Origin of the sequence: Paenibacillus lignilyticus, assembly GCF_017942085.1 — a bacterium.
GTDB lineage: Bacteria > Bacillota > Bacilli > Paenibacillales > Paenibacillaceae > Paenibacillus_Z > Paenibacillus_Z lignilyticus.
In genome coordinates this window covers 869,759-889,881 of the sequence record NZ_JAGKSP010000001.1, presented here as the reverse complement: position 1 = coordinate 889,881, position 20,123 = coordinate 869,759, and the positions used below count along the sequence as shown (strand labels likewise).

20 protein-coding genes are annotated in these 20,123 nt (G+C 50.2%); all 20 read left to right on the top strand.

Annotated elements, in window-relative coordinates; all coding sequences use genetic code 11:
* Positions 1 to 23 precede the first annotated feature (23 nt).
* The 20 genes from I8J30_RS03845 (at position 24) to I8J30_RS03750 (ending at position 20,122) form a co-directional block, all read left to right on the top strand.
* Positions 24 to 1,367 carry a glycoside hydrolase family 30 protein gene (locus I8J30_RS03845; RefSeq protein ID WP_210655512.1) on the top strand — a complete coding sequence of 448 codons (1,344 nt, stop codon included), beginning with the start codon at positions 24 to 26 and terminating at the stop codon, positions 1,365 to 1,367.
* A gap of 131 nt (positions 1,368 to 1,498) precedes the next feature.
* Positions 1,499 to 3,181 (top strand): right-handed parallel beta-helix repeat-containing protein, encoded by a 1,683-nt coding sequence (locus tag I8J30_RS03840; RefSeq protein ID WP_210655510.1) that lies wholly within the window; start codon positions 1,499 to 1,501, stop codon positions 3,179 to 3,181.
* Between the two features lie 410 nt (positions 3,182 to 3,591).
* Positions 3,592 to 3,771, top strand: coding sequence for a hypothetical protein (locus I8J30_RS03835; protein ID WP_210655508.1), 180 nt, complete (start codon positions 3,592 to 3,594; stop codon positions 3,769 to 3,771).
* Between the two features lie 263 nt (positions 3,772 to 4,034).
* A complete protein-coding gene (locus tag I8J30_RS03830; protein ID WP_210655506.1) occupies positions 4,035 to 4,673 on the top strand; it encodes a succinate dehydrogenase cytochrome b558 subunit in 639 nt (212 codons plus the stop codon).
* 39 nt (positions 4,674 to 4,712) lie between these two features.
* The gene (locus tag I8J30_RS03825; protein ID WP_210655504.1) at positions 4,713 to 5,465 is read left to right on the top strand and encodes an SDR family oxidoreductase; all 753 of its coding nucleotides are present in this window, start codon (positions 4,713 to 4,715) and stop codon (positions 5,463 to 5,465) included.
* Between the two features lie 16 nt (positions 5,466 to 5,481).
* Positions 5,482 to 6,369 carry an ABC transporter permease subunit gene (locus I8J30_RS03820; protein WP_210655502.1) on the top strand — a complete coding sequence of 296 codons (888 nt, stop codon included), beginning with the start codon at positions 5,482 to 5,484 and terminating at the stop codon, positions 6,367 to 6,369.
* Positions 6,366 to 7,295, top strand: a complete 930-nt coding sequence (locus I8J30_RS03815) for an ABC transporter permease (RefSeq protein ID WP_210655500.1) — start codon at positions 6,366 to 6,368, stop codon at positions 7,293 to 7,295. The genes I8J30_RS03820 and I8J30_RS03815 overlap by 4 nt, the downstream gene beginning before the upstream one ends.
* Before the next feature lie 93 nt (positions 7,296 to 7,388).
* Complete coding sequence (locus I8J30_RS03810; protein ID WP_210656080.1) at positions 7,389 to 8,063, top strand: response regulator transcription factor; 675 nt, start codon at positions 7,389 to 7,391, stop codon at positions 8,061 to 8,063.
* A complete protein-coding gene (locus tag I8J30_RS03805) occupies positions 8,053 to 9,414 on the top strand; it encodes a sensor histidine kinase (protein WP_240547766.1) in 1,362 nt (453 codons plus the stop codon). Before I8J30_RS03810 ends, I8J30_RS03805 begins: the two co-directional genes overlap by 11 nt.
* A gap of 125 nt (positions 9,415 to 9,539) precedes the next feature.
* Complete coding sequence (locus I8J30_RS03800; protein WP_210655498.1) at positions 9,540 to 10,016, top strand: LPXTG cell wall anchor domain-containing protein; 477 nt, start codon at positions 9,540 to 9,542, stop codon at positions 10,014 to 10,016.
* A gap of 2 nt (positions 10,017 to 10,018) precedes the next feature.
* The gene (locus tag I8J30_RS03795) at positions 10,019 to 10,687 is read left to right on the top strand and encodes a PspA/IM30 family protein (RefSeq protein ID WP_210655496.1); all 669 of its coding nucleotides are present in this window, start codon (positions 10,019 to 10,021) and stop codon (positions 10,685 to 10,687) included.
* 744 nt (positions 10,688 to 11,431) lie between these two features.
* The gene (locus I8J30_RS03790; RefSeq protein WP_210655494.1) at positions 11,432 to 12,130 is read left to right on the top strand and encodes a sensor histidine kinase; all 699 of its coding nucleotides are present in this window, start codon (positions 11,432 to 11,434) and stop codon (positions 12,128 to 12,130) included.
* A gap of 5 nt (positions 12,131 to 12,135) precedes the next feature.
* Positions 12,136 to 12,780, top strand: coding sequence for a response regulator (locus I8J30_RS03785; RefSeq protein ID WP_091213748.1), 645 nt, complete (start codon positions 12,136 to 12,138; stop codon positions 12,778 to 12,780).
* Between the two features lie 301 nt (positions 12,781 to 13,081).
* Positions 13,082 to 13,837 carry a YveK family protein gene (locus I8J30_RS03780; protein WP_210655492.1) on the top strand — a complete coding sequence of 252 codons (756 nt, stop codon included), beginning with the start codon at positions 13,082 to 13,084 and terminating at the stop codon, positions 13,835 to 13,837.
* Positions 13,818 to 14,462, top strand: a complete 645-nt coding sequence (locus I8J30_RS03775) for a CpsD/CapB family tyrosine-protein kinase (protein WP_210655490.1) — start codon at positions 13,818 to 13,820, stop codon at positions 14,460 to 14,462. Before I8J30_RS03780 ends, I8J30_RS03775 begins: the two co-directional genes overlap by 20 nt.
* Positions 14,463 to 14,725: 263 nt before the next feature.
* Entirely contained in the window at positions 14,726 to 15,625 is a 900-nt protein-coding gene (galU, locus tag I8J30_RS03770) for a UTP--glucose-1-phosphate uridylyltransferase GalU (RefSeq protein ID WP_210655488.1), read from the top strand.
* A 13-nt stretch (positions 15,626 to 15,638) separates the two neighbouring features.
* Entirely contained in the window at positions 15,639 to 16,289 is a 651-nt protein-coding gene (locus tag I8J30_RS03765; RefSeq protein ID WP_240547849.1) for a sugar transferase, read from the top strand.
* A 19-nt stretch (positions 16,290 to 16,308) separates the two neighbouring features.
* Positions 16,309 to 17,565 (top strand): glycosyltransferase family 4 protein, encoded by a 1,257-nt coding sequence (locus I8J30_RS03760; RefSeq protein WP_210655484.1) that lies wholly within the window; start codon positions 16,309 to 16,311, stop codon positions 17,563 to 17,565.
* A gap of 29 nt (positions 17,566 to 17,594) precedes the next feature.
* The gene (locus I8J30_RS03755; RefSeq protein WP_210655482.1) at positions 17,595 to 18,908 is read left to right on the top strand and encodes an O-antigen ligase family protein; all 1,314 of its coding nucleotides are present in this window, start codon (positions 17,595 to 17,597) and stop codon (positions 18,906 to 18,908) included.
* Positions 18,905 to 20,122, top strand: a complete 1,218-nt coding sequence (locus I8J30_RS03750) for a glycosyltransferase family 4 protein (protein WP_210655481.1) — start codon at positions 18,905 to 18,907, stop codon at positions 20,120 to 20,122. The genes I8J30_RS03755 and I8J30_RS03750 overlap by 4 nt, the downstream gene beginning before the upstream one ends.
* Position 20,123: the final 1 nt, after the last annotated feature.

The following is a 20,123-nucleotide window of genomic DNA, read 5'->3' as shown; positions in this document are numbered from 1 at the left end:
TTCTAATGAGAAAAGGTGAGCATATGGGAGAACATCGGATTGCAATCAATCAGGCAGACAAGAAACAAAGCATGGAGGGCTTTGGTGCTTCAGGCGCATGGTGGGCACAGCATACGGGCAGCTGGCAGCAGTCGGAAGTATCTCGATTGCTGGAATTGCTCTATGATCCCCACAAGGGCATCGGTATGACGATCTATCGCCATAATATCGGAGCCGGCAATGGCGAGGAAATTGAAGATGTATGGCGGCGAGCGGAAGGCGTCGAAGTTGCCGAAGGTCAATATGACTGGAGCAAGGATGCGCAAGCGCTGGCGGTAATGAAGATGGCCGCTCAGAAAGGCGCCAAGCAAATTGTAGCGTTTGCCAACAGTCCAACTCCTAGAATGACCATTAGCGGGATGACCTCCGGACATCGAGAAGGGAAGTCCAATTTCCGGGAAGGCATGGAAGAGCAGTTCGCCCGGTATCTTGTGGATGTCGTCAAGCATCTGATTGAAGTCGAAGGCTTGCCTGTGGAATGGATATCCCCGATCAATGAACCAATGTGGTTATGGAATGCGGAGAATGGACAAGAAGGCTGTCACTACACGCCTGAGGAATGCGCGCAAGTATATCGTGCGTTAGCACGCAACATACAAGAGCAAGGGCTGCCTGTCCGCATATCCGCGATCGAAGCGGGAGAATGGACAAGCGCTAGGATGTACTATTATAAGCTGGCAGAGGATAAGGAGCTTATGAGCCAAATCGGCAATATTGCCGTCCATTCGTACGTTCCGCAGGTTTCTAATCCGGTGTACAAAGAAGAGTTCGCCGAGCTTATTCGCCGGGATCAGCCGAACCTCAGCATTTGGATGTCGGAGTGGACCGAGATGGAGGGCGGAGCGGACTATGGCATGGAAACGGCGCTGAATCTAGCCAATTTGGTCCATGAGGATATCACCATTGGCGGCGTGACTTCATGGCAGTATTGGATCGCCGTGTCCAAATACGACTTCCGCGATGGGCTGGTTTATGTCGATGAGGCAGAGGGCCGGATTAAGGAAACGAAACGGCTTTGGGCAATCGGAAATTATAGTAAATTCATTCGGCCGGGCGATGTAAGAAACGAGGCTCAATCCGATCATCCGGAGCTTAAGGTTGCTGCGTTTACCGACAACGGTGGAGAGCGCGTAACGCTTGTTGTCGTCAACAACAGCAAAGAGAATGTTACCTCTGGCATCGATATCGGTACGGATGGAGAGGGAACGACTACAGAAATTTACGAAACATCGGCAGATTTCGACTTGGAGCGTGTATTCACCGGCGCAACCCCGCGTACATGGTCGTTTAAAGCGGAAAGCGTGACTACGGTCGTGGTAAAGGGATAACAAAAATACGAGACGCAGAGAGTTCCTCTCTGCGTCTTATTTATGTAACAGGCAGGAGAATCGGATTACGGGCGCGAAAGTTTCGGTACAGGTTGCGTAAATAAGCTCCTTATATTGTAACGAGGTGAACCATGATGGAGACAATAGGGCACATGATGGATGTTGGGATAAAGCCTGATCTTGGAACAGATGCCGTGCCGGCCTTCCGACAGGCAGTAGAGAAGATGAAAGAGTACGATAGTCCGGTAACGCTATCGATCCCGAAAGGCAGATACGATTTCTATCCCGAGCACGCGGCGAAGGTGCCCTATTATATTACCAATACGGCAAGCGAATCCGAGAATCCGGATGTGAGCAAGACCGTCGGGCTGTTGTTGAAAGGCATGAAAGACATTACGCTCGATGGCAACGGTTCGCTCTTTGTTTTCCATGGGAAAATGACGCCTCTGGTCATCGATGGCTGCGAGAACATTCAGATTCGAAATCTATCGATTGATTTCGAGCGTGCGACCATGTCGGAGATGGTAGTCGAGTCAGTAGGCCGTCATCATCTGGATGTTCGCGTCAAGCCTGACTCTTGGTATGAGCTCGATCTTCATGGGGATCTGTTCTGGGTCGGGGAAGGCTGGCGATACCAAGGAGGACCGGCAGCGCAATACGATCCGGCGAACCATACGATCAGGCGTATCCCGCAACATCCCGTCATGGACGCGGTGAAAGTAGAAGCGTTAGAGCCGAATCGCTTGCGTTTGCATTATGCAGGGGAGATGCCGGATACGAAAGCCGGAAACGTATTCCAGCTGCGCGATGGCATCCGCGATCAAGTGGGCTCATTCGTGGTCCGCAGCCGGAACGTAACCTGGTCAAAGGTCGGCATGCATTACATGCATGGGCTTGGAATTGTATGCCAGTTCAGCGAGAATGTTTCATTCGATGAAATGAGCATGAAGCCTCGCGCCGAATCCGGCCGGACATGCGCAGGATTTGCGGATTTGATCCATGTCTCGGGATGCCGCGGACTTATCCGTATCGAGAACAGTGATTTTGAAGGGGCGCATGATGATGCCATTAACGTGCATGGCACCCATTTGCGAATCGTGGATCGTCCTTCCGGAAACCAGATTGTCGTTCGATATATGCACGGGCAAACTTATGGTTTTGAGCCTTTCTTCGCAGGAGATGAGCTGGAGTTTATTCAAGCACGTACATTAACACCTTATTCCAGCCACACTGTTGAAGCGGTTAGCAGGATTGATGCCAGAGATTGGCTGCTTACTTTAGACAAGCTGGTACCGGATTCGATCGAGGAACATGATGTAGTGGAGAATGTCACTTGGACTCCGCAGGTCAGCGTCCGCAACAATCGGTTTGCTTGTATTCCGACGCGCGGCATATTGGTCACGACAAGACGTAAGGTTGTAATCGAGAACAACCAATTTGAACGCACAGGCATGAGCGCCATACTTATCGCCGATGATGCCGAGAGCTGGTTCGAGTCCGGCATGGTTCGGGATGTGACGATCAGAATGAACCGATTCTTGGAGTGCGGCAATGAGGAGCACCCTGTCATTCTCATCGCTCCGGAGAATCGAGAGGTTCCAATCGAACAGCCGGTACATCAACAAGTCCGAATTAAAGACAATCGTTTTGACATGACCGCCGGTCAAATTCTGCATGCGAAGAGCACTTCGGGGCTGCATGTTCTCCATAATGAGATTGCCGTACCCGCATCGGGTAAGGCGTTCTCCCGATTCGAGGATGCTGTTCGTCTGCTGGCTTGCAGTAATGTAGTGATTAATGGGAATTCCATTTAAAATTTAGGCTTGGGCTGAGTTTAAGAATGGCTAGGAGATTCCCACTCGGTTTTCCATTGATTCATGTGCGTAAACACATCCGAGAAGGCTGCTCCTTTATCCGTGAATCGCTGAGGCTCCTTCAATAACTCCGTGATGACTAGAATAGTCCATTTTCCGGAAAGAAATTGCAAAACTTCAGCAATGGATTCAATACAATCGCTCTCGAACTTCGTATATTCCACCTGTATCATCTCACAATCTGAATGATCTCAGTATACAAGTTACCCCTCGGGAGCTCCGATACGGGCGAGCGTGTCCGTAGCATGGCTGGGATTTCGCTATCAAGTGCGGGATTTCGCTGCATACAAACAGATCCTAAGGACATAATAGTTGCAAATCATGCAGGGATACGATGGAGGCACAACTTCATGTCGAACAAAAAATGCTATTATGCATTTGAAGATTCAGCAGGCACTGCAATTGAATTTCAAGCCACCAGCTTACAACAGGCGATGATGATCAAGAAGAAGAAAGCGGAACTTCTGGGGATTCATAAAGAGGCTTTCGAGCTCACAGGTATACGCTTGAAACAAAATCAGAGCGAATAGAGAACATTCGGGCGACTGCGCATTGAATGCGGTAAAACCAAAGCTACGTAAGAGCAAGGGGCTGTTCCATCGTCATCACAGATGACATATGGGACAGCCTCTTACTTTTGTATGCAATGTCGTAATGAAATGTTGCCCCTAGTGCAATAATATTTCCACCACCAGCCGCCTAAGCTGCATTTCCTGCGGCAATGTCACACATCCTCCGCGTCAATCGTTTAATCAGTGAACAACTAGAAATATGTCATATGAGAGGTGGAGTCATGAAAGGAAACGCATATTACTGGCGCAAGCTGCACTCGCTCTTCGGGGTCATTCCTCTTGGAGGTTTTATTCTTGTGCACGTATCGATCAACTTTCAGGCGTTTGAACGCGGACCGGAAGGGTTCGCTACCTATGTCCATATTATTAACAGTATACCGCTGAAGCCGCTGCTCGAGATTTTCGGAATCTACCTTCCGATACTGTTTCACGGCGTATATGGATTGTACATGGCCTATCGGTCCAACATGAACGCGGGACAATATTCATACGGCCGCAACTGGGCTTTCATTCTGCAGCGGATGACGGGCGTTCTTACGTTTATTTTCGTTTTCTGGCATTTCTATAATACGCGCCTTCAAATTTACTTGGGCAACATTACGCATGAAGAGCTTGGTTCAACCATGCATCAAATTGCCACGAATCCCATGTATTTTATCCTTTACGTCATTGGCGTATTGTCGGCCGTATTCCATTTCAGCAACGGACTCTGGGCATTCATGATCAGCTGGGGCATTACGATTTCGCCACGCTCGCAGAAACTGTCTGCTTCTATTTGCATGGGCGTATTTGCGCTGATCTCGCTGCTGTTCATTCTTTCGCTCGTTGCTTTTACCGGTAATGAATTCATGTCATCTTAATAAATCGATATATTCACACACATCTTGGGGGGCATTCATATGAAAATTGTAGTTATTGGCGGCAGCGGCTTAATTGGGAAAAAACTTGTAAACAACCTTCGTCAGCTTGGCCATGAGGTGGTGGCGGCATCCCCGTCGCTTGGCATCAATACGCTGACCGGAGAAGGGTTGAAGGAAGCGCTGTTCGGGGCGAGGGTTGTCGTGGACGTATCCAACTCGCCTTCGTTTGAGGACAAGGCGGTGATGGAGTTCTTCGAGACTTCCACTCGCAATCTCCTCGCTGCGGAAGCGGCCGCCGGCGTCAGTCATCACGTAGCGCTGTCGGTCGTGGGCACCGATCGCCTTCTTCAAAGCGGTTATTTCCGTGCGAAAATGGCTCAAGAAGAGCTGATCAAATCTTCCAAAATTCCGTATTCGATCGTCCGCGTGACGCAGTTCTTCGAGTTTGTCGGCAGTATCGCCTTTGTCGCTACGGAAGGGGATATCGTGCGGCTGCCTTCGGTTCTTACACAGCCTATGGCTGCGGATGATGTTGCGTCCGCGCTGGTTGATTTTATTGAAAAACCGGTGAATGGCATCATCGAGGTGGCCGGTCCGGATCAGATGCGTCTCGATGAAATCGTTCGACTGTACTTGCAGGCTACCGGGGATTCGCGGAAAGTGGTCACGGATGACAAAGCGCTCTATTTCGCTTCAGCTGCGGTGAATGATCAATCTCTCGTACCAAGCGATGGTCATGCACGCATCAGCTCGACGCACTATAAGGAATGGCTGAGCAGTTCCGTTAACTGAAGCTGGGATCGTTCTCATGATTAAAGCAACGCAGTATATTACCGTGTTTCTCGGCATCCTGTCGTTCGTATTTGTGTTTGCCATGGTTCCTAATGTTCTCATACAAGGTCATTTTGACGGTTCTCTTCATTTCCTTTGGTCCAATGGGCTGACAAGCTTTAATGAATATCTAGCAGGTATCGCGAACGGGGATACGTTTCGTTATCTGTCCGGCAAGACGGAACGATCGTTCTGGGAGCAGATCGGAAGCAGTCTTACGCTCACTTTCTCCTACATGGCGGTCGGCGCTGTTATCGGCATGACCTCCGGCATATTGCTCGGGATCTATTTCTCGGTAACACGTAAACAATGGCTCAAAGGGCTGCTGGAGCTGACAAGCGTGCTCCCGGATTTCGTCATCGTGCTGCTCCTGCAGGTTCTAATCGTCCTCATTGCGGATAAGACCGGGCTTGTCATGTTTCAAGTCGCCAGCTTCTCGACGGATGAACCGGCGATTGCGCTTCCGTTGATTTCGACGATCATCATTCCTGCGATCTATATGATTCGCAATGTGGCTCTTCACATGAGCCAGACGCTGTCCGAGGATTATATCAGCTTTGCGAAAGCACGGGGATTAGGCAAACGCTATATTATTTTCTTTCATGCGCTGCCTAATGTGCTTCCCTTCGTCAAAGCGGATTTGCATAAGTTTCTGGGGATTCTGTTCGGGAATTTGTTTATTTTCGAATATCTGTACAACCTGAACGGCGTGACGTTGCTGGTGTTCTCCAATGCTTATGCCTATGAAGGTTATCAGTACAATTTGGTCGTGAACGGCCTCTTCACTTTGCTGCTGCTCTATGCCGTTATGTTACTCCTCATGAAAGTGCTGATTGCCGGCTGGGAGAAGGTGTTCGTACGATGAATAAAACGCTGTTTATCGGCTTGTTCATTACGATTCTAATGATCTTGGCTTCTTTCTTGGGCCAATTTGTAGCTCCCCACGATCTAAGCGACTCGGCTACGGTGGATTATGTGGTCGATGAGAACGGCAACGGCACGCTTCTGGCACCGCCGTTCCCGCCGAATGCGAGTTATCCGTTCGGTACCGATAAGTTCAGCGTGGATATGATGGCCAAACTGCTGGCCGGAGCGAAATTTACGATCATCGCGTCGCTGTCGATTGCCGCATTTCGGATTATCGTTGGCGGCGTGCTGGGGATGCTGCTCGGATTTGTCGGCAAAGGCAAAACGACAACGGGCAAGCGCCATCCGCTCTGGAGTCTGTTAAATGGCATCCCGATCTTTATTCTGGTATGGATGATTATGATCGGCATCTCTATTGAACCTTCGGCATCACCGTTAAAGCTGACGGTCATCATAGCCGTCGTATTGGCGCTGGTGGGCATTCCGACAGTCGCCTCCACGATGAAAGAGAAAACGATGATCCTTCGCGAGAAGCAGTTCGTACTCTCCGCCAAGTCCATCGGAGCAAGCCGCTGGAGCATTATTCGGAAGCATCTGTTTCCGCATTTGAAGGAAAGCTTTCTCATTCTGTTCGTTCAAGAGATCGTCTTGATCCTCGGCTTGTTCGGGCAGCTGGCGATCTTCCATATCTTCGTCGGCGGCACGGCGGTGTACTACAATCCGCCCGATCCGCCCGATTATGTGAGTATCTCGAATGAGTGGAGCGGATTGGTCGGACAAGCTCGCAGTAATTTGTTTATTTATCAGTGGGTGCTGGTCATCCCGCTGCTTGCGTATCTCCTCTACATTCTCGGCTTTCATATGATCTCGATCGGGCTTGAGAAGCTGTACAAGAAGAGATTTTCGAAGTTCTCTCACTTCTGAGTCCGGCAAACTTTCTATGGTTTCATTTACCGTACTTTTACCGTTTGTATGGTATCCTAAACGAAATAGGCTATTGTCGGCGGTGAAATGAAAGTGAACATTCTTCTGGCGGAAGATGATAAGAAGCTGGGCAAGTTAATGAAATATGTACTGGAGAAGAAAGGCGACTACCACGTCGATTGGGTAGATAACGGCGAGGATGCGCACCACTACGCGGTCGGCTCGACCTATGATGTGCTGGTTCTGGATTGGATGATGCCGCGCAAGGATGGAATTGACGTTTGCAAAAGCTTGCGAGCGGCCCATTACCGTCAGGCTATCCTTCTGTTAACCGCGAAGGATGCGCTGCAAGATAAAATCCTCGGCTTGGATGCCGGGGCAGATGACTATCTCACGAAGCCCTTCGAGATGGATGAGTTACTCGCCCGTCTCCGCTCGCTCACGCGGCGAAACTTTGCCCCTATTCAGGCGGAGGCGGTGACGTTCGGGCCGTTTATGCTGAAGCGGTCGTCCCGTCAATTGTTCCGGAGAGGGGAAGAGATCTTCCTCAGCCAGCGGGAGTACCAGCTGCTCGATTTGTTTCTTCAGAATCTCGGCCATGCGCTGACGAGGGACGTTATCTTAGATCGTGTCTGGGGCGTTGGCAGCGAGGTGTCCAATAAAAATGTGGATGTAACGGTCAAAATGCTTCGGGACAAGCTGGAGGCTGTACAAGGGGAAACGATGATCCAGAGCGTCAGAGGGGTAGGCTACCGATTTGAAGCCTAAACGACCGGCGCTCAAGACAGACATGTTCGTTAAATCGAGAAGGAAGTTAACCTACACGTACACCTGGCTGATTATTCTCTTCTTGGTCGTATTTTCAATCATCGTTTCCGCTATATTCCTCGGAATGGCTTATCGGGAGCAGCAAGAATCCATTATGTCAACGTTGTTTGCGACGACAGAGAAGGGTAACGTGGCGATTCCTGATTTATCGAACTCCCGCGGGGACGACTTGTACTTTTTCTATGTCCTGGATGACCAAGGAAATGTGCTGGCAGGCAGCTCTGCCTATCCGCAACTGGAAAACATCAATATACAGAAGATCATTAGGTGGCATCCTCGAGATGTTTCGTTTCGATTGGACTGGCAGCCGGAGACGCATGTGGAAGTGCGCCAACGTGTCGACATTGAAATCGAACCGAAATTACCGCCGAAAGCTCCGAGGGTACTGATGGCTGGGGAGCGGCTGCTCTATGTCGGCGCGCGCCCGGTTATGCTCGATAACGGTACGATAGCCGTCATTTATGCCGCCAAAGATGTGACCTTCTATTATGAGGTGTTTCGAAACCTGCTTGTGGTGTTTCTCCTTATACTCGTCGTCTTCATCATGGCCGCGGTATGGCTGAGTAATTCCATGTCCAAGAAAGCGATGATCCCGATTCAGCAAGCATACCGGCAGCAGCAGCAGTTTCTGGCAGATGCGTCGCATGAGCTTCGGACGCCGCTGAGTATTATGAATACGTCGCTGGACGTCATCGAGCTGGAGAATGGGCAAGACTTCTCCGCCTTTACAAAGGAAGTCGTCGTGGATATGAAAGAGGAAGTCGGGCGCATGAGCCGCATGGTTCAGCACTTATTGCTGCTCGCTCGATCCGACGCAGGCTCTGTCGAATTTGAGAAGGCTTCGTTTGACTTGGTTCCGAAGGTCCGGCAGTGGGTGCAGACGATCGAAGCCGTTGCTCACAAGAAGCAGATTTCGTTAAAGGCCGAGCTGCCTGAACAATTGGCGGTTACGGGAGACGTGGAACGAATCAAACAGCTGGTGTACATCCTCTTGGACAATGCGATCAAGTACACACCCGAAGGCGGTACGGTTGATGTCGCCTTGAGCAGCAGTCCCAAACAATGGTCACTATCGATTAGAGATACGGGCATGGGCATTCCTGAGCATGCGCTACCTCGGATCTTCGACAGGTTCTATCGGGTGGAGGAGCACCGTTCGCGGGAAGAAGGAAGCGCGGGACTTGGACTGTCGATCGCCAAATGGATTGCCGAATCCCATCAAGGGTCGATCGAAGTGAAAAGCGCGTTAGGTAAAGGAAGTACGTTTATCGTGAGATTTCCCATCGTATAGAATCATAGGCCCTTTCTCAATGCATGTTGAGGAAGGATTTTTTTTGCCTATTTACCGTACTTTTACTTTCTAAGTCTATAGTGAGAGCTGTAAGAAGAACATTGTCGCGAGAGGATGGATGAGAGATGAGGTCCGGTAAATCTTGGATCAAGAAAGTGCTTCTCATAGCTGTTGTTATTGTCGTTGTTGGCATTGGAGTGAAATTCGCTTCGGGTGGCGACGTATCGGTTCATCAGAACGCCATTAAGCATGTGAAATTAAAGGATGAACCGTTCCTGCCAAGAGGTGATGAAAGAAGTATAGGCGGTATGCCCAGAGGCGAAGGGAGAGATATCGTTGTTGCCGGGCCGGAAGTTGGGCCAGTGAAAGCGATGCGCATAGACGGACATCCGCGCGAAGAGTGGAATGCCGGCGTGGCCATAGTCGGCACGATCCTTATTGCCGGATTGCTCTTCTTGATTCTCAAGCGCAGAAAGAAATCGCCATCCCAATCCCACGAACCGCTTTATGTAAGCGCAGCTGCGCCGATGCTGACTTCCACTTCCGATTTCCTGGACCAATGGGAAAGAAATCATTCTGCTAATGCAAAGGAGTCGAACTGAATATGGGCATTTTCAAGCGAGTAAAAGATTTGTTTCTGGCGGAAACGAACGGGCTTCTGGACAAGTGCGAACAACCCCTTAAAATGGTGGATCAATATATTCGCGAGTTTGAACTGGAGCTTGCAAAAGGACAGCGGGCATTGGCGAATCAACTGTATATTGAGAAAAGACAAGCTGCCCTAATCGCCGAAACCGAGGCCATCATCGAGAAGCGAGATCGCCAGGCCAAACTCGCGGTGAAGCAAGACGAGGAGCATATCGCGAAGCTGGCGCTGCAAGAAAAGCTGATGCATGAGAAGAAACTGGCGGCTTACAGCGCCCAGTATGCAACCATACAGGAACAAACGAAGCTGCTGGAAGAGCGAATCGGACGGCTGCTTGTGCAATCGGAGGAGTACAATCATCGCCGCCTGCTGCTTGCATCCCGGGCTAATGTTGCCAGCTCGCTGAAGGAATTGAATCAGAATGTCGTATCCTTTCAAACCGAGAATGTTGCCAAAGGATTTGCTCGCGCGGAAGACAGAATCTTGATGATCGAAGCCGAGATGGAAGCGATGGCTCATTTCTCTTCCCCGGTGAAACGATCGGCTCCTCAATATTTGGATCCAAGTCTTACGGCAGACATCGACAAGGAATTGGATGAGCTGAAGCAGCAGCATACTCAGGAATAGCAGGCCGGGCATGAAGCAGAAACTTACTTCACGATACGAGGCGTCCCTTAAGGGGCGCCTTTTCGAACGTTATTGTTTCATATAAATAGGATGAGGGTAAGTAATGGCTTGCCGATGCGAAGTCGAGTATGTCAAATTATTCTTCTCATTATTCTCACTTTTTTCTCATTATTAACTCTTATTTGTACTTGTGCAGTGTGCAAAAGCACCATGTCCGATACTACTAAGGGGAGTGTTTCAGCTAAAATATGTAAATAATACTTAAATTTTATTTAAAGATATGATTTTGATGGTTGCTCATAGTCCCACTTTGCTGAGGTTCTCGGATACCCCTAATTGGGTAATGAGGCCCAATCGTCTGAAGCTCCAAGAATCGTTCCGAACGGCGCTATTGAGAATCGTTCTCTTTCCAAGCGCAGTGCTCTGCTATCTCGTTTTTGCTCTTACAAAAAGATTACAAGAGCTAACCTCGTTCGTTAGCTATCTACTTCGTATTCGACAAATGATGGGTATCCCCAATTGAGTCCAAGGTCACTGTTTACCTGTAAACGAACGGTTAACAAAATCAGTACTCCTGCAGTATGTCCATGTCAACCTTCTCAAGGTATGTTGAGATGAGGAGCCCATTGTCCGATTTTGGATATCCATGACGAAAACTTAAGATTCTCTCATATTGTTCATAGTATGAGCACTCCATAACCGGAAGTGGTTTTCAAATGAATGGCAAGAAAGGTGATGATAACGATGGCAATTCAGATCGAGTCAGAACGATTCTTAATCGAGGAGCGTAACCGGATCGCTGAGGAACTGCATGATCGTGTTTCCCAGCATTTGTTCGGTATCATTTACGCCATTCAGTCAATGAAAGGTGACTGTAACGGAATGAATGACGACCGGACCCAAGAACAGATGCAAGAAATTCAAGAAGCGGCATTGGCTGCTTCCCGTGAACTGCGTGCATCGATTTACAATCTGAGCTCTCGCGAGAGCGATAAGAACGACAATGCTTCCTGGATCAGTATCGTACAATCACATCTGGCCAATCAGGCCAAATTGAACGGAGTCGAAATCCGTTTCCACGCACCTAACTCGGACGACCGCCTTTCTATAAATCATCAAAAAGCGCTGTATCGAATGATCCTGGAAGGGGTAGGCAATGCAATCCGTCATGGAGCGAGCAGCAGGATAACGATTCATTTGACTGTGGAGCCCCGGATTGTCAAACTCTCCATCGAAGATAACGGACGCGGCTTTAACCCTTGGTTGATCAAACCAAGCAAACCGGATTCAGGTTTCGGTTTATCTAACATGCGCACGCTTGCCGCATCACTGGGCGGTAAGTTTGGAATTAGCACGAAGCAAGGGAGCGGGACCGTCATTCGGGTCTTACTGCCGATAACCGGCGTTCATAAAGCAACCGGCCAAACTACGAAAAGCGGGTGATCGACTTGAAAATCGTCATTGTGGATGACCATCATGTGGTCCGCAAAGGCCTGATCGCCGTACTGGCGCAGGAAGAAGGAATTGAAATCATCGGAGAGGCTGAGACGGTCGAAGAGGCTGTTCAGCTCATAGAGACGACTGAGCCTGATCTGGCCATCGTCGATATTCGACTTGGCGACCAATGCGGCTTTGACGTGGTCGAACAGTTTCGAGATCATGGCTGCCGTTTCATGATGCTTACTTCATCTGCGGCGGAAGCGGATATTCGCCGGGCAGAGGAGTGCGGCGCTGACGGCTATGTGCTTAAAGATTCCATGCCCGAGGAGCTGCTGCTCGCCATCAAGATGATTGACCGGGGAAGAAAATACTTTGATCAAGGGCTTATGGACGTCCTTATCCGTAAGGACCCGGACGATCCGCTCGAGAAGCTGACTCCGAAGGAACGCAATGTGCTGTCCTCTCTGGGCGAAGGACTATCCAACAGCGCTTTGGCGCAGAAGCTCATGATCAGCGAGTCCACGGTTAAGAAACATATTAGTAATATTTTTCAGAAATTAAATGTAAATGACCGCACGCAAGCTGCTCTTTATGCGCAGTCGCGGGGAGTAGCTGCGTACGCATTGTCGGATGAGCTGTCCGGAACTACTTAAAAGAGTGGCGACTGCCGCTCTTTTTGTTCTTCTTGGGGCGCATATGGTACGAAAGTATAATTCGACTGTATCCATTGGGGGCGGCCGGACGTACAACTTGCGATGCAACAAAATTATCCTGCCGTTCAATAGTCTTGAGGCGTGAAGTCGCTATACAATTAAGGTGCACAGCAAAATGGCCTTACCGCCAAGGGGAAGGTTGAGCCCTGGAAGGCTGATAGCAACACATAAATAAATCAGAATATTCAGACTAAAATAGTGTTCAATCTCCACCTATGAACGCGGTATCGGAGGAACCAGCTTGGAATTACAACGATATTGGAGCATTGTCAGAAAGAAGCTGTGGCTGATCGCTCTAATGGTGATAGTCAGCTGCACGCTCGTCGGCTACTACACGAGCCACTTCGTGAAACCGCAATACGAAGCTTCGACGAAGCTGATCGTAGGTCAGAGCAAGGAAGCGGATCCGAACAAATCAATCATTGACGTCGGTTCCATCAACTCCAATATATTGCTGATCAAAACCTATAAGGAAATCATCCGGACGCCTCGCGTCATGGAGAAAGTCGTAAAGGAACATCCGGAGCTGGGCGTAAGCGCAGGCGAGCTTGCTTCGAAAGTGAGCGTCAGCTCCATCAATGAAACACAGGTCATGACAATTACCGTCCGAGATACTTCTTCTGAGCGAGCGGCCAATATCGCCAACGCCATGTCGGAGGTCTTCCGCCAAGAAATTCGGACGCTTATGAAATTGGACAATATCGCGGTTCTGAACTTGGCCGATCCAACGCAACACCGAAGCCAAGTATCGCCTAATCCTGCGATGAACATTATGGTCACCTTCGTACTGGCCTTGATGGCCGGCGTCGTAGCCGCTTTTATTCTGGATCAGCTGGATGACACGGTTAAGACGGAAGAAGATGTTCAGGCACAGTTCGGAATTCCCGTGCTGGCGGATATTCCGAAAATCAAACGAAGCGTTAAGGGCGCAAGCGGCCATAATGCTCAGATGAAACAGCTGTCAGGGAGGAAAAGCAATGTCTCGCTTGATGCATAGAAGCCTTGTTACCGAGAACAATCCGAAGTCGGCCGTCTCCGAAATTTATCGCAGCTTGCGGACGAAAATCTCCTTCTCGAACCGGGATGAAGCTTTGAAGAGCGTCATGATTACGTCGGCGCTGCCGGGCGAAGGCAAGAGCACGACAGCGGCCAACGTTGCGGTCACCTACGCGCAGGCCAATAAGAGGGTGCTGCTTATCGATGCAGACCTGCGAACGCCCGTTCAGCATCACATATTCGGGCTAAACAACGATCGTTACGGGTTAAGTACGGCATTAGCCGATCATAGCGAGCTTGAAGCGGTTATTCAGCAAACGCGCATCGCGAATTTGTATGTATTGACTGCCGGGCCGGAACCGGATGGACCGTCTGAGCTGCTGGATTCGCTGGAGATGACGGCATTGCTGGAGATTGCAAAGGAGCGCTTCGATATCGTGATCATCGATACGCCGCCGATTATGGCGGTTACGGATCCGCTGATATTAGCCAACAAGAGCGATGGCGTCGTACTTGTAGTGAAGCCGGGAAAAGTGAAGAACGATATAGCGGCCAAAGCTATGGCAGCACTGGAATATGGCCAGGCAACCGTCATCGGAGCTGTTCTCAATCGGGCAGGCCGTTAGCAACCAATATCTCTGCCGATTTAAGGAAATGTCTCCTGCTCCTTTATCACCGGAGGCACTCGGTTATGCTGTGGGTCAAGCGGCCTTAGACGTTTATCGTCAGGGGTATGACGTGAGGGAGGGTTCAATGCCCTACTCTATTTTTAGATCCGTTTCTTCTTATCTAGAAATACGAGCTATGTTTTACTCCATGGCGAGAAAACATAGCTCGTGTTTTTAGAACACGACATAGATACAGAAATAAATTGGATAGGGTGAGATCAATGAAAAAAGTGAGAAAAGCAATTATCCCTGCGGCTGGACTCGGTACTAGGTTTCTACCCGCAACCAAAGCAATGCCCAAAGAAATGCTTCCGATTGTCGACAAGCCGACAATCCAGTACATCGTGGAGGAAGCGATCGCATCCGGTATTGAAGACATCATCGTCGTCACGGGCAAAGGAAAACGTGCAATTGAGGATCACTTCGATATTGCCTTTGAGCTTGAGCATACGCTCGAGGAGAAAGGGAAACACGAGATTCTCCGGAAAGTACAGCAGTCATCTAACGTTGAGCTTCACTATATCCGTCAGAAAGAGGCAAGAGGCCTCGGGCATGCCGTATGGTGTGCACGTAATTTTATCGGTGACGAGCCGTTCGCGGTGCTGCTCGGCGATGACATCGTCAAAGCGGATGTTCCTTGCACCAGGCAGCTCATCGAGCAATATGAACGAACGGGAAAATCCGTTATTGGTGTTCAAGCGGTAGGCGCTCACCAAACGCATCGTTACGGGATCGTAGATCCGCTTGAAAGTGTCGGGCGGCTGTGCACCGTCAACCGTTTCGTGGAGAAGCCGCCATTCGGACAAGCGCCGTCGAATTTGGCTATTATGGGACGCTACGTGCTAACCCCGGATATTTTCGAATATTTGGGCCGGCATGAGACGGGAGCAGGCGGGGAAATTCAATTGACGGATGCCATTCAGAAGCTGAATGAGGATTCCGGCGTATACGCCTACGATTTCGAGGGGACTCGCTACGATGTTGGCGAGAAGCTCGGATTCATAATGACAACGATCGATTTCGCGCTCGGCAACCGCGAGCTGCGCTACCAATTAATAGAAGAGCTCGAGGAAATTCTCGAGCGTGAAAGAGCGAGTGTATCTCATGAATCGACAATTTGATCAGGAAGCTGTCATGAAGGTGTCGGAACATCAGGCTCTGCAAACGTATAACAATTTGGTTTTCTATACGCTAGTCAAACGCATGATCGATATTAGCTGCGCGCTGCTCGGATTAATTATCCTCCTGCCCTTGTTTGTACTCATTGTAATCCTGATTAAGCTGGAAGATCCGAAAGGCTCGGCGTTCTTCTATCAAACTCGCATTGGCAAGGACGAGAAACCGTTCAAGATGTACAAGTTCCGCTCGATGGTTTCAAACGCGGAGGAGAAGCTGAAGGATCTGCTCGATAAGAATGAAATTCAAGGTGCCATGTTCAAGATGAAGGATGATCCGCGCATTACCAAGGTCGGCAAATTCATTCGGAAAACAAGCATCGACGAGCTTCCGCAGCTGGTTAACGTACTCAAAGGCGATATGTCGCTGGTTGGCCCCAGGCCACCGCTGCCAAGAGAAGTTGCAGAGTACTCGGAATACGACAAGCTCAGGCTGACGGTGACATCGGGCTGCACGGGATTATGGCAGGTCAGCGGTCGCAATGACCTGAGCTTCGAAGAAATGGTGAAGCTGGACTTGGAATATATCCAGAAACGAAGCGTAACAGGCGATTTGAAAATTATTTTCAAAACCTTCAAGCTTCTGCTCGGTGCCAAGGATGCTTTTTGATAGGGGGTAGGGACTGCACATGAAAACCATCATGTTTATTACGAACCGGTTTCCCTTCCCGAATACGGATGGACGGAAAAATATGCTGCTGCAATACATTCGGCAAATGAAAGAGATTTATCCGGGCAGTGAAATTGTCAATTTATCCTTCGTGGATGATGACCGGTATCTCAAGCATCGGCCGGATGAAATCGATCGATTGGTGTGTCTTGAGCTGCCGGGATTGGCCGAGAAGCTATTCAATGTCGCGGTATATTCCCTGCTGCTAAGAAGATGGCCGCTTCAGGTATCTGCTTATTACAGCCGGAAGACACATCGGAAAATCAAAGAAATTGTGCAATCGGAGAAACCGGAGCTCATCTTGTACGACATGGTGCGCGTTGCGGAATATGTGTCTGAGGAACAAGGCAGACAGGTTCTGAGCTACGATGATCTGTTATCGCTGCGCTATCGGCGGCAGCTTGAATGGTTTCATTATATTCCATCCGCACTTGGCGGGTTTGCGGACAAATTGCCGGGCAAGCTGAAGCGTTTAGCGGACGTGAAGTTTATTCAGAAATGGTTGATCAACCTGGAGAGCCAGCTGCTTGGCAAGTACGAGAAGCGGGTGGCGGCCCATTTTCACCATCTCATCTTCACCTCCCCGACCGAAGCGGAAAGCTTCCGGAAGGTTACCCGCCACGAATCCTGTTACGGCATTCCGATGAAGTTCGAACCGGATGGACGGCAGGGCAGCGGACCGCGCAGGTATGACCGAAACAAGCTGGTGTTCGTCGGCAAGATGGACATCCCGCATAACAGCTCCGCCGTCGTCTATTTCTGCGAGCGAATATGGCCCAAGATCAAGCGGAAGGCGCCGGATGCTACCTTCTACATTGTCGGGAAGAATCCGACCGCCGAAGTGCTGCAGCTGCAGGAAGCTTATCCGGGCGTCGTCGTCACCGGAGAAGTGGACGATGTGAAGCAGATTGTCAGCAATTGCGCGCTTATGATCGCTCCGCTGCTGTTCGGGACAGGCATCAAAACGAAAATCGTGGAGGCGATGTCCTGGGGCGTTCCGGTCGTGACCAATCAGATCGGCGTCGAAGGGATCAGCGCCAACCATAGTGAGGATTTGTTCATCTGCGATTCGGATGACGAAATCGTTCAGAACGTACTGCTTCTACTCAGCAACCCAGAGATTAACGAGAAAGTATCGCGCAATTCGGTACGCTATGTCGCAGGTCATTTCAGCAGCTCCGTCACACGCAAACATATGGAGCTGATCTTATCATAGCTCCGCTTGCGCCAAGAGCAGGTGCATTCATGGTTCTTCGAAATCTTATCATTATGCTGTTTCTCTTCTCCTTGGCGGTTTTAACCTACGATAGCTTGCCGTATTTTCACTTCTCGGTCTATCGTCCGGTCGCCATGTTTCCGATGTTCGCAGCGTCGTTTCTGCTGTTATTCTGCGATTTCCGGTTCAGGCCGGGAGACCTCTTCTTCATCGCATTCGTTATCTACAGCATCGGACATTCCTTGGTGGCCGCGATTGGCTATGAAGATGCGGGCAGCAGCCTGAAACATGTCATTACGCTGCTGTTTGGCCTATCGATGTACAGGGTGTCCGTCTATATTGCCGAAGAAACGAAAACGGATCCTGCCTTGAAGGGATGGATCGCCAAGAGCCTGTTAATCGGCTTTATCCCGCCGGTGGCTATCGGTTTCATTCAGCTCATGGATGCGCTAGTTATTCACAGCGGATTCTCCTTGCCTTTAACGGGGTTGTTCTCGGAGAAGGTGTATCGCGGACGTATTCAACTGCTGTCCGGAGAGCCGTCGTGGGGAGCCATTCATATGCTGAGCGGCGGCATTCTGATGTTTTACCTGTTCAAGCAGGGTTTCCGCAAACATTTGGTGCTGCTGATCGGAACGGCGGTGCTGCTGGTATTATCCTTCTCGGCTTATGCCTACAGCGTATTGCTGACCGCGCTGCTCATCTACGTGCTGATAACGAGCAAGAACCGGGGAAAAATGCTGCTTGTGCTTGCGGCATGCGTTCTTGTCGTAGGGGTAGGGGTTCCGTTCCTGTTAGAGGCTTTCCACGTCAGCGGCTACTTTACGGACCGGTTCCAGTTTGATTTCAATTCCCTGATCAAGACCGATAATTCGTTTTTCATCCGGGTTGTTTTCCCGGCTATCGGTTTCTTGGAATTCGCACACCACCCGCTCTTCGGCGTTGGGGGAGGATTTTATTACAGGGATTTTGCGGAACTATTGCTGAAGAATTTCAATGATGGTTTGGTGTTCAAAGAGGTACATGATCTCGTCTTCGACACTCCTGAGATGGCAACGTCACGGAATTTGTTGTCCAAAGTGTTCGCAGAGGAAGGCTTGATCGGGGCCGCGCTGTTCTTCGGCTTTATGATCTCCGCCTTGAGGAGCGCAGGTGCGAGTCCTTACGCTAAATTCGCTTTTGCGCTGTGCGTTTCGCTCGTCATGAACTTCGATTCCTATTCCTTTGTGAACTTTTGGCTGTTGATCGGGTTCATCCGAGGCGGTTTTTTCAATGAACAGCCGGCTGCCGTGGCAGTAGGAAGCGTGATGCAGCGCATGAAGGGAATGAAACGAATTGCATGAGAATCTTAATTGTGAATAGTTTATACACGCCGTACATCATTGGCGGCGCGGAAATATCGACGCAAATATTAGCGGAATCGCTGGTCTCCGCCGCTGAGGTTCATGTCTTGACGGTTGGCGGTCAGAAGCGAAGCGCCGGTGTGTACACAGAAGTGATCAACGGCGTCACCGTGCATCGTTTGCCATACAACAATCTGTACTGGATCGGGGAGCCTCAGGGACGCGGAACATTGATGAAGGCGGCACGCAGGATGATCGATCTCTACAATCCGGTGCAAATCAAGACGTTCCGCAGCCTCTTGTCAGCGATCAAACCGGATCTGGTGCACACCCAGAATTTATCCGGGTTTGGCTCGGGGATTTGGTCAGCTTGCGCCGAACAAGGCTTGCCAGTGGCGCATACGCTCCGGGACTATTCGCTCCTCTCGCCGGTCAGCTCTCCCATCAAGAACCAGGCGTTAGCGCGCATGTATCATTCGACTTCGCTTGGTTACAGCAAACGGGTATCGGCGGTCGTCGGGATTTCATCCCATATTCTAAAGCGTCATACGGATGCGGGACTGTTCCCTAATGCAGCAAAGCTGGTCATTCCGAACGCCGTGGACGGCGCTATCGAAGGCGGAGCGAAAGACTTTCATCGCGAGCCGCTGCGAATCGGTTATTTCGGGCGAATCGAAGCCGAGAAAGGCGTGCGCGAGCTGATCGACGCCATCCGTTTCCTGCCGCGCAAGATGGTAGAGCAAGTGATGATTTGCGGCGATGGGGGATTGAAGCAGCAGCTTCAGGAGTTGTGCAGCTCTGATGACCGGTTCGTGTTTACCGGCAAAGTTACACCGGAAGAAGCCCGCAGCCATATGGGCCGCGTCGATGTTACGTTTGTTCCTTCCATATGGGAAGAGCCTTTCGGACGGGTCATCATCGAGTCGTATCAGGTCGGAACCCCGGTGTACGCCTCGGCGGTCGGAGGAATTCCGGATGCGGTCTGGAATCCGGGCGAATTCCTCTTTGCTCCGGGGAGCGCGGAAGCGATCCAAGCCAAAATTATCGCGTTCCATGCCTTAAGGGGCGACGAGAGAAGAAGGATTGGAGAGCAGTGTCTGAAGCATTGCCGTAACTTTACGACGCAATCGCTGTTGGACAAACACCTCAATCTATATGAACAAATTCAATATGGCCAGCATGAATATGCGCTGGCAGGGGTGAACGGGAGATGAG

What these genes read in the sequence shown, in the direction of transcription:
- I8J30_RS03815 (WP_210655500.1), top strand. Translation starts at nt 6,366, where the DNA reads ATGAATAAAACGCTGTTTATCGGCTTGTTCATTACGATTCTAATGATC.
- I8J30_RS03845 (WP_210655512.1), top strand. Translation starts at nt 24, where the DNA reads ATGGGAGAACATCGGATTGCAATCAATCAGGCAGACAAGAAACAAAGC.
- I8J30_RS03825 (WP_210655504.1), top strand. Translation starts at nt 4,713, where the DNA reads ATGAAAATTGTAGTTATTGGCGGCAGCGGCTTAATTGGGAAAAAACTT.
- I8J30_RS03800 (WP_210655498.1), top strand. Translation starts at nt 9,540, where the DNA reads ATGAGGTCCGGTAAATCTTGGATCAAGAAAGTGCTTCTCATAGCTGTT.
- I8J30_RS03835 (WP_210655508.1), top strand. Translation starts at nt 3,592, where the DNA reads ATGTCGAACAAAAAATGCTATTATGCATTTGAAGATTCAGCAGGCACT.
- I8J30_RS03765 (WP_240547849.1), top strand. Translation starts at nt 15,639, where the DNA reads ATGAAGGTGTCGGAACATCAGGCTCTGCAAACGTATAACAATTTGGTT.
- I8J30_RS03755 (WP_210655482.1), top strand. Translation starts at nt 17,595, where the DNA reads ATGGTTCTTCGAAATCTTATCATTATGCTGTTTCTCTTCTCCTTGGCG.
- I8J30_RS03790 (WP_210655494.1), top strand. Translation starts at nt 11,432, where the DNA reads ATGGCAATTCAGATCGAGTCAGAACGATTCTTAATCGAGGAGCGTAAC.
- I8J30_RS03830 (WP_210655506.1), top strand. Translation starts at nt 4,035, where the DNA reads ATGAAAGGAAACGCATATTACTGGCGCAAGCTGCACTCGCTCTTCGGG.
- I8J30_RS03760 (WP_210655484.1), top strand. Translation starts at nt 16,309, where the DNA reads ATGAAAACCATCATGTTTATTACGAACCGGTTTCCCTTCCCGAATACG.
- I8J30_RS03840 (WP_210655510.1), top strand. Translation starts at nt 1,499, where the DNA reads ATGATGGAGACAATAGGGCACATGATGGATGTTGGGATAAAGCCTGAT.
- galU (WP_210655488.1), top strand. Translation starts at nt 14,726, where the DNA reads ATGAAAAAAGTGAGAAAAGCAATTATCCCTGCGGCTGGACTCGGTACT.
- I8J30_RS03795 (WP_210655496.1), top strand. Translation starts at nt 10,019, where the DNA reads ATGGGCATTTTCAAGCGAGTAAAAGATTTGTTTCTGGCGGAAACGAAC.
- I8J30_RS03775 (WP_210655490.1), top strand. Translation starts at nt 13,818, where the DNA reads ATGTCTCGCTTGATGCATAGAAGCCTTGTTACCGAGAACAATCCGAAG.
- I8J30_RS03750 (WP_210655481.1), top strand. Translation starts at nt 18,905, where the DNA reads ATGAGAATCTTAATTGTGAATAGTTTATACACGCCGTACATCATTGGC.
- I8J30_RS03820 (WP_210655502.1), top strand. Translation starts at nt 5,482, where the DNA reads ATGATTAAAGCAACGCAGTATATTACCGTGTTTCTCGGCATCCTGTCG.